Source organism: Erwinia tasmaniensis Et1/99 (assembly GCF_000026185.1).
Taxonomy (GTDB): domain Bacteria; phylum Pseudomonadota; class Gammaproteobacteria; order Enterobacterales; family Enterobacteriaceae; genus Erwinia; species Erwinia tasmaniensis.
Genome location: NC_010694.1, coordinates 2297212 through 2311019 on the forward strand (window position 1 = coordinate 2297212; position 13808 = coordinate 2311019).

16 protein-coding genes and 1 pseudogene are annotated in these 13808 nt (G+C 56.7%); 4 read left to right on the plus strand and 13 right to left on the minus strand.

The window, feature by feature from the left end; all coding sequences use genetic code 11:
* Positions 1–102: 102 nt before the first annotated feature.
* From flgJ to flgB, 9 genes are all read right to left on the minus strand, one after another.
* Positions 103–1044, minus strand: a complete 942-nt coding sequence (gene flgJ, locus ETA_RS11260) for a flagellar assembly peptidoglycan hydrolase FlgJ (RefSeq protein WP_012441755.1) — start codon at positions 1042–1044, stop codon at positions 103–105.
* Positions 1044–2150 (minus strand): flagellar basal body P-ring protein FlgI, encoded by a 1107-nt coding sequence (locus tag ETA_RS11265; protein WP_012441756.1) that lies wholly within the window; start codon positions 2148–2150, stop codon positions 1044–1046. The genes flgJ and ETA_RS11265 overlap by 1 nt, the downstream gene beginning before the upstream one ends.
* Positions 2151–2159: 9 nt before the next feature.
* The gene (locus ETA_RS11270; RefSeq protein WP_012441757.1) at positions 2160–2861 is read right to left on the minus strand and encodes a flagellar basal body L-ring protein FlgH; all 702 of its coding nucleotides are present in this window, start codon (positions 2859–2861) and stop codon (positions 2160–2162) included.
* Between the two features lie 89 nt (positions 2862–2950).
* Complete coding sequence (flgG, locus tag ETA_RS11275; protein ID WP_012441758.1) at positions 2951–3733, minus strand: flagellar basal-body rod protein FlgG; 783 nt, start codon at positions 3731–3733, stop codon at positions 2951–2953.
* A gap of 15 nt (positions 3734–3748) precedes the next feature.
* Entirely contained in the window at positions 3749–4504 is a 756-nt protein-coding gene (locus tag ETA_RS11280) for a flagellar basal body rod protein FlgF (RefSeq protein WP_012441759.1), read from the minus strand.
* 21 nt (positions 4505–4525) lie between these two features.
* Positions 4526–5734, minus strand: coding sequence for a flagellar hook protein FlgE (gene flgE / locus ETA_RS11285; RefSeq protein WP_012441760.1), 1209 nt, complete (start codon positions 5732–5734; stop codon positions 4526–4528).
* Between the two features lie 30 nt (positions 5735–5764).
* Positions 5765–6436: a flagellar hook assembly protein FlgD gene (flgD, locus tag ETA_RS11290; RefSeq protein WP_012441761.1), complete on the minus strand. Its 672-nt coding sequence runs from the start codon at positions 6434–6436 to the stop codon at positions 5765–5767.
* An 11-nt stretch (positions 6437–6447) separates the two neighbouring features.
* A complete protein-coding gene (flgC, locus tag ETA_RS11295; RefSeq protein WP_012441762.1) occupies positions 6448–6852 on the minus strand; it encodes a flagellar basal body rod protein FlgC in 405 nt (134 codons plus the stop codon).
* A gap of 3 nt (positions 6853–6855) precedes the next feature.
* On the minus strand, positions 6856–7269 hold the full coding sequence (flgB, locus tag ETA_RS11300) for a flagellar basal body rod protein FlgB (protein WP_012441763.1): 414 nt from the start codon (positions 7267–7269) through the stop codon (positions 6856–6858).
* 154 nt (positions 7270–7423) lie between these two features.
* Here flgB and flgA point away from each other — a divergent pair, with 154 nt between their 5' ends.
* The 3 genes from flgA to flgN all read left to right on the plus strand — a co-directional run bounded on the left by flgA (position 7424) and on the right by flgN (position 8935).
* Entirely contained in the window at positions 7424–8092 is a 669-nt protein-coding gene (gene flgA, locus ETA_RS11305; RefSeq protein WP_012441764.1) for a flagellar basal body P-ring formation chaperone FlgA, read from the plus strand.
* Positions 8093–8199: 107 nt separating this feature from the next.
* Positions 8200–8499, plus strand: coding sequence for a flagellar biosynthesis anti-sigma factor FlgM (gene flgM, locus ETA_RS11310; protein WP_012441765.1), 300 nt, complete (start codon positions 8200–8202; stop codon positions 8497–8499).
* Positions 8500–8503: 4 nt separating this feature from the next.
* The gene (gene flgN, locus ETA_RS11315) at positions 8504–8935 is read left to right on the plus strand and encodes a flagellar export chaperone FlgN (RefSeq protein WP_012441766.1); all 432 of its coding nucleotides are present in this window, start codon (positions 8504–8506) and stop codon (positions 8933–8935) included.
* Positions 8936–8997: 62 nt separating this feature from the next.
* Here the strand turns inward: flgN and murJ are convergent, their stop codons facing one another.
* From murJ to rimJ, 4 genes and pseudogenes are all read right to left on the minus strand, one after another.
* Entirely contained in the window at positions 8998–10536 is a 1539-nt protein-coding gene (murJ, locus tag ETA_RS11320) for a murein biosynthesis integral membrane protein MurJ (protein WP_012441767.1), read from the minus strand.
* 199 nt (positions 10537–10735) lie between these two features.
* Positions 10736–11582 (minus strand): annotated as a pseudogene (locus tag ETA_RS11325) (Gfo/Idh/MocA family protein).
* The gene (locus ETA_RS11330) at positions 11579–12232 is read right to left on the minus strand and encodes a DUF480 domain-containing protein (RefSeq protein WP_012441768.1); all 654 of its coding nucleotides are present in this window, start codon (positions 12230–12232) and stop codon (positions 11579–11581) included. The pseudogene ETA_RS11325 and the gene ETA_RS11330 overlap by 4 nt, the downstream one beginning before the upstream one ends.
* A gap of 7 nt (positions 12233–12239) precedes the next feature.
* Complete coding sequence (rimJ, locus tag ETA_RS11335) at positions 12240–12833, minus strand: ribosomal protein S5-alanine N-acetyltransferase (RefSeq protein WP_012441769.1); 594 nt, start codon at positions 12831–12833, stop codon at positions 12240–12242.
* Between the two features lie 262 nt (positions 12834–13095).
* Between rimJ and grxB the strand changes: the two genes are divergently transcribed.
* On the plus strand, positions 13096–13743 hold the full coding sequence (gene grxB, locus ETA_RS11340; protein ID WP_012441770.1) for a glutaredoxin 2: 648 nt from the start codon (positions 13096–13098) through the stop codon (positions 13741–13743).
* The last annotated feature ends 65 nt before the right edge of the window (positions 13744–13808 follow it).

Sequence of the window (13808 nt, forward strand, 5' to 3'; positions counted from 1 at the left end):
GCCAGCATTAACGAATCGTTTGCCGGTAAAGGGTTAACTGAAATCCGGCCTGAAAAGGTTATCGGTAAAGGCGCGCCGAACTTGAACGATTTTGCCAAAAATTTAAAACAAATCGCCCAAATCCTGGCTGTAGGCCTTGACCACTTTTTCGCCCATATTCTTGAACTGTTGGATCATACCCACCAGCTTCTGCGCGTAGTTCGGATCGGTGGCGTAGCCTGCGGCCTGTAGGGCTTTTGCCCCCTGCTCGGGCGAGCTGGCGCTGGTGACGGCCGCATAACGCGGGTTGTTGCTTAGCAGCTTCACGTAATCATTTAACGCCGCAAAATAGGAGTCGTAGACGCGGAACGTCTGCTTCACCTTTTTTGCGATGCCATTTTCATATTCGGTGGTCATCACCTCTGTGGTTTTACCCTGCCAGCTGCCGGTGGCTTTTATCCCAAACAGGTTATAGCTCGGTTTACCGTCACGCGTGAGGATCTGCCGCTGGCCCCAGCCGGATTCCAGCGCCGCCTGCGCCAGGATAAGATGGTGCGGGATGCCGCTTTGCTCGCTGGCGGCGCGCGCGGGCTGCATCAGCCTGGCGATAAAGTCGCCGTTATCGCCAGAAAGCGGCGTTTCACTGCCGGAGAAACGCGGTACGGCTTTACGCACCATCTGTTCCATTGCCAGCGGCGGCAACGTATTGATAAAGCTCTTGTCGAGCGGCATCGGCACCGTTCCGGCCTTCTCATCCGGTGCCTTCTGGCTCTCCATCTGTTTAACGATGGTGTCAGCCAGACCTAAGCCTTTCGCCCCAATCTGCTGGCCAATCTGCTGATCGTACATCGAGGTGTAAAGTCGCGTCTGTTCGGTGCTCAGCATGCCGTCCTGCGGCAGCGCCTGGCGCATACTTTTCATCATCATCTGCACGAACATCCCCTCTACCTGCTTAGCCACCTCACGCGCATGGGCTTTAGGATCGCTGGCGGCTAAACGTTTCAGGTTGTTAAGCGAGCGGCTGTCGTACGCCGCGCTCGTCAGAGACTGGCTGTTGTCACTCATCAGATAATTTCCAGTTTGGCATGCAGACAGCCGGCGCTTTGCATCGCCTGTAAGATGGACATCAAATCGATAGGTTTCGCGCCCAGCGCGTTCATCGCCCGCACCACGCTGTTCAGATTGGCGCTGGCGTTAACGGTTTGCAGCGCGCCGCCGCTTTGGCGCATATCAATCTGCGTTTGCGGCGTTACCACCGTCTGACCGCCGCCAAACGGCGTATTGGGCTGGTTAACGTTCTGCGTCTGATTGACCGTGACCGACAGGCTGCCTTGAGCAATAGCGCACTGTGTCAGCATCACTTCGCGATTCATAACGACCGATCCAGTACGCGAGTTGATGATCACTTTGGCGTCCTGAACCGCCACCGCAACGTCGATATTCTGGATATCGGCGAGCAGGCGCACCTGGGAAGTCCCGTTTGCGCTGGAGCGTATCTGTACCGTACGCCCATCTAACGCCTGCGCCATACCGTAGCCACCGCGACTGTTGATCGCATCGCTGATGCGCTGGGCCATGCCAAAATCTTCCTGGTTGAGGAAAAGATTGACGAGGTTACTGCTGCCAAAGTTATTCGGCAGTTCGCGCTCAATAGTGGCTCCGCCGGTGATACGTCCGCCGTTGACCTGGTTAACCTGTGCGGAGCTGCCGCCGGCAGAAACGCTGGCACCGCCAATTAGAATGTTGCCCTGCGCCAGCGCATAGACCTGATTATCCACGCCCTTTAGCGGCGTCATCAGCAGGGTTCCACCGCGCAGGCTTTTGGCATTGCCCAGTGAAGACACCACCACGTCAACCACCTGCCCCTGACGGCCAAAAGCGGGCAGTTTTGCCGTTACCATCACCGCCGCCACGTTTTTCAGCTGCATGTTGGTGCCCGCCGGCACGGTGATACCCAACTGCGACAGCATGTTGCTGAGGCTCTGGGTGGTAAACGGGGTTTGAGTGGTCTGGTCACCGGTGCCGTCCAGCCCCACCACCAGGCCGTAGCCGATCAGAGAGTTATCGCGCACTCCGCCGACCGTGGTGAGATCGCGAATACGATCGGCCTGGGCCAGAGCGCTGACTGCCAGCGTGAGCAGCAGGACGGATCGAATCAGTACATTACGCATTGGAGCCTCTTACATCGGTGATATGTTCAGGAAGAACCGTTGCAGCCAGCCCATGTTTTGTGCCTCATTGATATAGCCGTTACCGACGTACTCAATGCGCGCATCCGCCACCTGGGTAGAAACAACGCTGTTACTGGCGCTAATCGTGCGCGGGTTAACCACGCCGGAGAAGCGGATAAATTCGGTTCCCTGATTGATTTCAATCTGCTTTTCACCGATCACGTTCAGGTTGCCGTTGGGCAAGACCTGGTTAACGGTGACGGTAATGGTGCCGGTAAAGGTATTGTTAGCGGTTGCACCGCCCTTACCGGAAAAATCGTTTTTACCGCTTCCGCCCAGCGTGGATTTATCACCACCGAGCAGGCCGACCAGCGCACGCGGCGTGGCCGTCAGGCCAAATTCGGCGCTGCCGTCACGTCCGGCATTGGCAGAGGAACTCTTGCTCGCGCTGACGTTTTCCTGCAACGTAATGGTCAACGTGTCGCCAATATTACGCGGACGCCGATCTTCAAACAGCGGCTGATAGCCGTAGTTCATCGGCATCACGCCCTGAAAAATAGAGCCGTTGACCAGCGCGGGCGAAGCAGGCAGCGGCTGGGCCGTCGTCGAGCCTTCAACCAGCGGCTTACGGGGAACCAGCGCGCAACCGTTAAGCGTCAGCAGCAGGGTGGCTACCAACCAACGTCCAGGCAATGAGATCTGCTGTGCCATGGAAATAACCTTTTATGACGTAAATAAGCTGTTAACGGGCCGGGCGGAGAGGCCCGGCCCCGTGACGGTTAACCCGCCCCATTGTGGGATTAAATCTGCGTCAGTTTGGCCAGCATCTGATCGGAGGTGCTGATAGCCTTGCTGTTAATCTCGTAGGCGCGCTGGGTCTGGATCATGCTCACCAATTCTTCCGCCACGTTCACGTTGGAGGTTTCCACATAGCCCTGATACAGCGTACCGGCACCGTTATTGCCGGGGTTACTTTCGTTGGGCGCACCGGAAGCCTGGGTTTCCTGATACAGGTTTTCGCCCATGCTCGACAGGCCGGCATCATTGATAAAGGTGCTGAGCGTGAGCTGACCAACCTGAACCGGATTGGCCTGGCCCTGCTGCGTCACGCTGACCACGCCATCCCGGCTGATGGTCATGCTCAATGAGTTCGGCGGGATGACGATCGCTGGCTGCACCGGAAAACCGGCGTTAGTCACCAGCTGACCGTTCTGATCGGTCTGGAAAGAACCGTCGCGGGTATAGGCGGTGGTGCCGTCCGGCATCTGCACCGAAAAGAAGCCCTGGCCGTTGATGGCCACGTCTTTTGACGAGTCGGTTTGCGACAGATTGCCCTGGTTATGCAGGCGTTCCGTGGCAACCGGGCGCGTACCGGTACCGATCTGCAAACCGGAAGGCAACGTGGTTTGTTCAGATGACTGCGCCCCGGGCTGACGCATCGTCTGGTACATCAGATCTTCAAAAACCGCGCGCTGACGCTTAAAGCCGTTGGTACTGACGTTGGCCAGGTTGTTAGCGATAACATCCATGTTGGTCTGCTGGGCATCAAGGCCCGTCTTGGCAATCCATAGAGAACGGATCATGCTTTACTCCTCCCATCAGCCCATTGACAGCAGCTGGTTGGCTTTTTGTTCGTTTTCGTCGACGCTGGAAATGACTTTCATCTGCATTTCGAAGCGGCGGGCATTGGCAATCATATCGACCATCGTCTGGGTCGCCTTAACGTTGCTCCCTTCCAGCACGCCCGGCATCACTTTCATTGCCGGGTCGGCCTCCAGGGTCGCGCCACGCTGGGCCTGAGTGCTGGCAGAAACGCGGAACATGCCGTCATCGCCGCGCGTTAGCTCATTCCCGCGGGCCTGCACCAGCTTGAGTCTGCCCAGCTGCACGGTGGCGTTGGGCGGATCGCCCGGATTCAGCGCGGTGATTGAGCCATCGGCGGCGATGGTGATTTCCGAACCTTGCGGAATGGCAATCGCCCCGCCGTCGCCCATTACCGCATTGCCCTGAACGGTGAGCTGCCCGGTCGGACTGACCTGCATATTACCGTTGCGGGTATAGGCCTCGGTGCCGTTAGCGGTCTGTACAGCCAGCCAGCCATCGCCCTGCATCGCCACGTCCAGCGGACGTTCGGTATAATCCAGCGCCCCCTGGGTCATGTCCGCCCCCGGCGTGGAGGCGGTCACCAGCGTACGGGTGGGCAGCGAAAGCCCCTCCACAGGCACCGCGCGCGCGGCGTTGAGCTGCGCACGGAAGCCGGGAGTCGAGGCGTTGGCCAGGTTGCTGGCCGTTACCGCCTGCTGATCGAGGGTCTGACTGGCCGCCCCCATCGCAGTGTAAATCGCGTGATCCATAAGACGATCCTGTTAAGCGAATTAACGCAGGTTGACCAGCGTGTTCAGGATCTGATCCTGGGTTTTGATGGTCTGAGCGTTCGACTGATAGTTACGCTGGGCAACAATCATATTCACCAGCTCTTTACTCAGATCGACGTTGGATGACTCCAGTGCGCCAGCGGTGAGCGTGCCAAGGTTACCGGTTCCGGCCGTGCCGGTCAGTGCCTGACCTGAAGAAGAGGTGGCTGACCAGACGTTGTCGCCCTCTGACTTAAGACCTTCCGGGTTGGCGAAGTTAGACAGCACGATCTGACCCAGCACCTGAGTCTGCTCATTGGAGTAGCTGCCGACCAGCGTACCGTCATCATTGATCTGATAGCTGGTCAGCTCGCCCGGCTTGTACCCATCCTGAGTCGGGTTGCCGAAGGTGCTTTTACCGTTGTTCTGCTGGAGGCTGCCGGCCAGACTAATCGTCATGCCAGGCTGCGCTGTGGAACCGTTCAGCGCGCCCATGCTGTAGCTCACCTGACCGTTGGCTGGGGTGGTTAACTGACCATTCGCGTCGAACACCAGGTTAGTATTCGTGCCTGCCGTACCGGTAGAAGAATCGACCGGGTGCACCGTCCAGTTGTTATCCGCCGTCTTCACAAAGTAAAGATTGACGGTATGTGCGTTACCCAACGAGTCAAAGGTGGTCATCGCCGACTTGGCGTTGTAGGTAGTTGAATCGTTGATATTCAGCTTGGTCAGATCCTTGCTGCTATCGGTCGAGTTCAGGTTGGCGGTCATCGCAGCGGTTGTCGTCGCCCTGGCGGACATCGCCGTGGTTGGCACGCTCAGCGCCACGGGGTTAGCGCCAGCCTGCACCGTTGGCGGGGTGCCGGTTGCCGGGTAGCCGGTTAACTTAAGCCCCTGCATGTTAACGATATTACGCTCTGCATCCAGCGTGAACTGGCCGTTGCGGCTGTAGAACACCCCACCGTTGGCATCGGCCATACGGAAGAAGCCCGCAGAGCTGATGGCAACATCAAGCCCACGGCTGGTGGTGGTGGTGGTGCCATCGCCAAAGTCCTGTACTACGGAGGCAACTTTGGTTCCCAGCCCGACTTTAGAACCGGCAAACATATCGGCAAAGGCCACGGTGCTGGATTTAAAGCCCGCCGTGGCGGAGTTAGAAATGTTGTTACCAATAACGTCGAGGTTGCTGGACGCGGCGTTTAAACCGCTGACCGCTTGTGAAAAGCCCATGTGCTCACTCCTGAAGAATAAATTAGTGGATTAAATAATCTGGCGGACTTTTTCCAGGGTTGTGGTGCCTTGGGTGCCGAGATCCAGCACTGCCCCGCTTGAGTTCGTACTAACGCCGCTAACCAGCGCGTAATTAAGCGGTTGCGACACCAGCTGGCCGCTGGCATTGCTGGCGCTGATGGCAACGGAATATTTACCGTCGGCTGCGGTGGTGCCATCGCTGGCTTTACCATCCCACTGGAAGGTATGCACCCCGGCGGTTTGCGCCCCGAGATCGATGGTTTGCACCACTTTGCCGCTGGCGTCGGTAATCGTCGCGGTGGCACTGGTGGCGGCCTGCGCCAGCTCTACGCCGAACGGCGTGGTCGTGCTGTTACCGGCTAAAATCTGCGATCCGTTGACCATGACGCCATGCCCGATCAGGGTGGAAGCCTGCAAAGACTGACCGCTGGTGATCTGGCCGGAGATGGAGCCGAGGGTGGTATTGAGCTTCTCAACGCCGCTTAGCGTGTTGATTTGCGCCAGCTGGGTGGTCAGCTGGCTATTGTCCATCGGGTTGGTCGGGTCCTGATTTTTCAGCTGCGTCACCAGCAGCGTCAGAAAGTTACCCTGTAAATCCGCTGCGGAGGTATCAGAAGAAGAGGTGGAGGACTTTAGCGTGGTGGTCGCCTGCGTTTCATTTACGCCTACGGTAATACTCATCGGGAAGCTCCTTATTGGCCCATCGTTAAGGTTTTCATCATCATCTGTTTCACGGTGTTTAACACCTCAACGTTGGCCTGGTAACTGCGCGAGGCTGACAGGGTATTGACCGTTTCTGCGACCACATCCACATTCGGCATTTTGACGTAACCTTTGGCATCGGCCATCGGATTGCCAGGCTCATACACCAGTCGTGCCGGGGCCGGGTCGTCAATCACCTCCGCCACTTTTACCCCCCCGGCGGCAGAACCGGGCGCGGCGTTGGTTTGGAACACGACCTGCTTTGCCACATAGGGCTGGCCATCAGGGCCGGTGACGCTGTCGGCATTGGCCAGGTTGCTGGCACTGACGTTAAGACGCTGCGACTGTGCAGCCATTGCCGAGCCGGCAATATCGAATATGTTTAAAAGTGCCATAACTTATTGCCCCTGTAACACTGACATCATGCCCTTGATTTGACTGCTGATAAGCGTCAGATCCGTTTGATATTTCAGGCTGTTATCGGCGAATTCGGTACGTTCCCGATCCATGTCTACCGTATTGCCATCGAGCGCGGGCTGAGCGGGAATGCGATACATCAGATCGATTGAAGGAGACTGCAACGTTTCTGCAGGAATATGGCGTGCCGACGTCACCGCTAACGACAGCCCTGTTCCTTGCGCCCGCCCGTTTTCCACCGCTTTGCTTAGCTGGCTGGCGAAATCGATATCGCGCGCCTGATAGCCCGGCGTGTCGGCATTGGCAATGTTGGAAGCCAGGATTTCCTGCCGTTGTGCACGCAGGTTCAGGGCTTCAGTATTAAACCTTAGCGCTGCGTCCAGTTTGTCGAGCATGCGTCCTCCGCAAGTGAGTATTCAGAGCTAACAGCATAATCTTCGCGTGCAAAGCCTATCGCTTGAATAGCGCTAAAAAGCATCTCTAATTTGCGCCTTGAGCCGAGAGTCAGGCGGTTAGAATCAGTGCCATCATGAAGAACAGGACCCCCTGATGCCAAAATCCACGCACCTGTTGGCTGCCCTGCTGTCCCTGCTCTGCGCGCCTGCCAGCGCCGCAGACCTGACCGCACAGCTCACTGAATTTTTCAAAATTCGCTATGAACAAACCGGTGCGAGTGCCGATAAGCTCAAGGTGGTGGTGAAAACGGCACAAAACATGTGGCCCGCCTGTGATACCCCACAGTTTTCTCTGCCGGGTAACAGCCGCATGTGGGGTAATATCAGCGTGGCGGCGAACTGCGACAGGAACCGGCGCTATATTCAGGTTCAGGTACAGGTCACGGGTAGCTATGTGGTCGCTACCCGCCAGATCTCCCAGGGAGAGGCCATCAGCGCCAGCGACGTGCGCATGGAGCAGGGCCGGCTGGACACGCTTCCGGCCCGCACCCTGATGCAGCCGGGGGAAGCTATCGGCGCGGTGACACTACGGGATATCACGCCAGGACAGCCCATGACTTTGATGATGATGCGCCAGGCCTGGCGCGTCAAAGCGGGTCAGACGGTCATTGTCTACGCCAGCGGTGATGGTTTTTCCATCAGTAGCGAAGGTAAAGCGATGAACAACGCGGCCGCTTTGCAATCGGTGAGAGTACGCATGAATTCAGGGCAGATCGTGATGGGACAGGTCGGTTCTGATGGGAATGTTCTGATATCACTATAAAACGCTAAAGAAGGCCTCATTTCTGCCGATAGTGTGATTAACAGCCATTATATAATTACAATATTGCATAACAGGCACGGATCGCGCCTGAATTAAAGGAACCCGAAATGAGCATCGACAGAACCCAGCCTCTGAAACCGGCCAGTAGCGTACAACAACGTGAAACGAATGATGTGACTCCGTCTAAACCGCGTGCTGCAGAGAGCAAATCCTCTGTCACCAGCGGTACTCAGGTGCTTTTGAGCGGCACGCAGTCACAGCTGACCAAAGCCAGCTCACAGGATATTAATATCGCCCGCGTGGAAGAGCTGAAAACCGCTATCCGTAATGGCGAATTAAAGATGGACAGCGGCAAAATTGCCGATGCGCTGATCCAACAGGCTAAAGACTCACTGCAAGGTAATTAACATCATGGATAAGCTGCAAAACTCGCTTGATAAAATGCTGGAAGTGCTTTCGTCGCTGGCCGAAGTGATGGATGCGGAGCAAGAGCAGCTCTCGGCAGGTCAGGTCAACAGCAGCTTATTACAGCGAATCACCGAGGATAAGAGTTCCCTGCTGGCAACGCTCAGTTTCGTAGAGCAAATGCGGCATGATGCGGAAAAGGCCGCCGGACTGTATGAGCCCTATAGCCATCATCCTGCACTGGCGCAGCGTTGGGCCACTATCCAGAGCCACACCCTGAAACTACGCGATACCAACACGCACAACGGTATGCTGCTCAACCATCAAATCAAACATAATGAGCAGGCGTTGCAGGTGCTTAAACCTTACCATTCGCAGAAATTCTATGGCCCGGATGGGCAGGCCGTTAGCTCCGGACGGGTCAGTCGCAAAGCCTGATTTTCATCAGGCCACCGCGACACATTTACCCCGCACGCCCGGCGTTGCGGGGTTTCTTGCGTTCAGCTTTGGGTACGTCGCGCGAAGTCACGCGGGCGAAAACCCGTCACGCCCAGCACGGCAAAATAGACGCCGCCGCCAACGGCACATACCGCCGCCAGGCGAAGCAGGCGCGACAACATATTTCCACTTGCCCACTCCGGCATCAGGTATAACATGCCCACCAGCGCGGCGGCCATCGCCAGTACGGCAAGCAGCAGGCGCAGCAGGAAGCTCATCCAGCCCGGCTGCGGCTGGAAGATGTCCTGCTTGCGCAGCTGCCAGTAAAGCAGCGCGGCGTTAAGGCAGGCGGCCAGCCCGATAGACAGCGACAGCCCGGCATGCTTCAGCGGGCCGATAAACGCCAGGTTCATCACCTGGGTGGCGAGCAGCGTAAACAGGGCGATTTTCACCGGCGTTTTGATGTCCTGGCGAGAATAGAAGCCCGGTGCCAGCACCTTCACCACGATAAGCCCCATCAGGCCGACCGAGTAGGCCACCAGCGCACGCTGGGTCATCGCCGCATCAAACGCGGAGAATTTGCCGTACTGGAACAGGGCAACGGTAAGCGGCTTTGCCAGAATGCCCAGCGCTACCGCACTCGGCAGCGCCAGCAGGAAGCAGAGGCGCAGCCCCCAGTCCATCAGGCGCGAGTACTCGGCCTGATTGCCGCTGGCAAAACTTTTCGCCAGCGACGGCAGCAAAATAGTGCCCAGCGCCACTCCCAGCACCCCGGAAGGAAACTCCATCAGCCGATCGGCGTAATACATCCACGATACCGAACCGGATACCAGAAAAGAGGCAAAAATCGTGTTGATAATCAGGGAAATTTGACTGACGGAAACGCCAAGGATAGCCGGCCCCATCTGACGCATCACGCGCCAGACTCCGGCGTCACGCAGGTTGAGGCGCGGCAGCACCAGCAGGCCAATTTTCTTCAAATGCGGCAGCTGGTAGCCGAGTTGCAGCACGCCCCCCGCCACCACCGCCCAGGCCAGCGCCATCACCGGTGGATGAAAATGCGGGGCGGCAAACAGCGCGAAGCCGATCATGCTGACATTCAGCAGCGTCGGTGCAAACGCCGGAACCGAAAAGCGGTTCCAGGTGTTGAGGATCGCCCCCGCCAACGATGCCAGGGAAATCAGCAGGATATAAGGAAAGGTAACGCGCAGCAGCGATGAGGTGAGCGCAAACTTATCTGCTGTGTCCGTAAAGCCGGGCGCGGTGACCATGATCACCCAGGGGGCGGCAAACATGCCCAGCACGGTGACGATAGCCAGGATCAGCGTCAGTAACCCGGAAACATAGGCAACAAACACTTTGGTCGCCTCCTCGCCCTGCTTGCTTTTATATTCGGCGAGGATGGGTACAAACGCCTGGGAAAAGGCCCCTTCGGCAAAGATGCGGCGCAGCAGGTTGGGCAGTTTGAAGGCGACAAAGAAGGCGTCGGTTGCCATTCCGGCACCGAATACGCGCGCCACAATCGCATCGCGGGCAAAGCCCAGTACGCGCGAAAACAGCGTCATTGAGCTGACCGCTGCCAGTGATTTTAACAGGTTCATGTGTTTCCTGATTCAGATAGCCGGGGAACCCGGCTTGCGACAATCTCTGACCCGCAGTGTCCGGTCAGTTTAAGGTGCGGATAGTCTACTGATATGCAATGAAATAACCACTGTGGATTGTTACACCCTTTGTCTGAACCCGGCACGTAAACCAGAGCAGGCCTCACCGGGATTAAGCACTTCGCGCACGGGCGGACGATTATTCTACTGAAACGTCACGCCACAGTTTTTCTACCAGCCGCTGCGCCATCAGCGCCTGTTCACCGCTGGTTTGCGGCATTGTCTGGTTTTCCGCACAGCGGATAAAATGATGTGCGGCTCCCACAAAGCCACGCTGTTCCAGCGTACTTTGCCAGCCGGGGACGGGCTCCTTTGAAAGGCGGCCTGCACTTCCACACTGCCAGTCGCGCATATCGGTCACCTGATAGATCGCCGACGGCAAAATGATGTTCGGCATACAGCATCTGACCGCTATCATTGATTTGCAGCGTACCGCTCTGTAATTTGCCCTCACCGCCGCTCAGCCACAGCGCACTGTCCACCACATGCAGATAATCATCCATCAGCGTAAAGCGTAAATCATCCGGCCCGACGCTGTCGCTACGATGTTTATCCATACGCAATGACGCCGGTTGCGTGAGCATCGATTTAAGCTGTAAATAACGCGGCGCAAAGCGACGATTGAAAGCAACCATCAGTTTGCGCCCGCGCTTATCAGCCAACTCCACCAGACGCTCGGCTTCATTCAACGTGGCGGCGAGCGGCTTATCAACGCAAACGTCCACACCGGCACGCAGAAAAAAATCCACGATACCGTAGTGGCTGGCGGTCGAACTGTGAACAAATACCGCGTCGCTGGCGGCTGCCAGCTGCTCAAGCGACGTGAGCAAGGGAATGCGGTAACTGGCGCACACCGGACGCGCTTTTTCCTGATTAGGTGAAAAGGCCCCGGCGATCTGCCAACCCTCCGTATGGGTTAATACCGGAAGCCAGGCTTTCTGCGCGATCTCACCGAGACCTACGATACCAATCTGCAAAGCGCTCATTTCACCTCACCGTTATTCAGCAGCTGGGCGATCTGCCGTTGCAGCGTCGCTACCTGTTGCTCAAGTTGCGCTATGCGCCCTTCCAGATCGCCACGATGATCATCCGGATGATGGCCGTCGGCCCGCGAGCTTTCGTCCACCTCACCGCTTAACAAGTGCATGTAGCGGCTTTCGCGCTTGCCCGGTTCGCGCGCCAGGCGCACCACAAGTTGTCCATGCTCATGCTGCGCCAGCCGTTCCAGCGTCTGCTCCACTTCGGTCATATCAGCAAAGTCATGTATACGGGCACAACGTATACGCAGCTCTCCCGGAGTCTGCGCCCCACGCAGCAGCAGGTTAGCGATAATCGCCACTTCGGCGGCGCTGAGCTTCATCTGCCCAAAGGTTGAATTACAGAAACGCTGTTCATATTTCACCACCCTGCTGCCGGTATTCAGCGCCGTGAGCTGGTGTTTTTTTACCAGCATATCAAGGGTATTTTGGACTTCGCTGTCGGTGAGCGACATCACCGGTTCGCGGTTCGATTTCTGATTACAGGCCGTTACTACGCCGTTAAGCGACATCGGATACTGATCGGGCGTCGTGACCTGTTTCTCTAACAGACAGCCGACCACCCGCGCCTCAACGGCGGTGAAAAGGATCTTGTTCATTGTGGTATTACGCTCCGCGCCGCTCCGGCGTCCATTCGTTACAGGTCAGCGCCGTCAGGACATGATCCTGCCAGCGTCCGTCAATCAGCAAATAACTTTTGGCATAGCCCTCTTTTTCAAAACCGAGGCGTGCCAGCAGCGCTCCGCTGCGCTGATTATGCGGCATGTAGTTAGCCATAATCCGGTGCATGCGCTGCTGTCGCTGCATATAGCGAATGGCGCTTTGCAGCGCTTCAAACATCATTCCCTGGCCCTGCCATTTCTCACCCAGCGAATAGCCAAGATAACAGGCATGGAACGAACCGCGCACCACGTTGCTGAAGTTTGCCACGCCGCGCACTTCAGTTTCCTGCGGATCCATCACGGCAAAATAGAACGCGTTGCCCTGCTTGTGCATTTCGCCAATCAAGCCCAGGCGCGCCTGCCACCCGGATGGATAGCAGTGGCTATCATCACGCACCGGCTCCCACGGCTTGAGGAAGGCACGATTTTCGGCATAGTAGTCAGCCAGCCGCCAATCATCGCGCTCATTGATCAAACGAACCACCAGACGGTCGGTTGTCAACCGCACTTTGGGCGCGTGGGTACGATAGCCAAACATCTTAACTCCTGAAGTGTGTTGCGGATGCCAGGATATGCACTGGTACTCGCGTCGATTCATTCACGTATCACTACTATAACCGCCAGTGGGTTAAGGAGAATATCCTTAACGTCAAAATGAGATAAAACAGCATTAGGGTAGAGAATCTGATACTCCCGCCCCTGCATTTGCCCTTATTCCGGTTAGCTTCCATACTTACCAGATGCATTCTGGTAGCCACAAGGCCGCCTTCCCCCAACAGCAAGGGTACAAGGAGATGACGTTGAAACTCTATATCTATGACCATTGCCCGTTCTGTGTCAAAGCCCGCATGATTTTTGGCCTGAAGAATATTCCGGTCGAGCTGGTGGTAATGATGAATGATGATGAAGCCACGCCGCAGCGCATGATCGGCCAGAAAATGGCGCCGATACTGATGAAAGAGGACGGCAGCTGCATGGCGGAAAGTCTTGATATCGTCCATTATGTCGATGCCTCCGACCGCCAGCCGCTGCTTACCGGCAGCACTCATGCGGCAATAAGTGACTGGCTGCGTCATATCAGCAGTTACGTCAACAAACTGCTTATTCCCCGCGTGGCGGAAGCACCGTTTGCCGAGTTTGCCACCCCGGAAGCACGACGCTATTTTAAAAATAAAAAGCAGGGCGTTTACGGTGACTTTGCCGAATTGAAAGAACATTCGCCGGGCCTGATTAAAAATGTTAATGACGACCTGCGTAAGCTCGACAGGCTGATCGTGCAGTCCAATGCGGTCAACGGTGAACTATCTCTTGACGATATTCATCTCTTTCCATTGCTTCGCTCGCTGTCGCTGGTTGCCGGGATAGAATACCCAACTCGCGTTGCCGATTATCGCGATAATATGGCAAAACAGACGCAAATCAACCTACTCTCCTCCCTCGCATCCTGATGCACACGGGCCGTTATCCCGCGGCCCGTAACTGCCTGCCCTGCAATAATCGGCGTTGTCCTGGT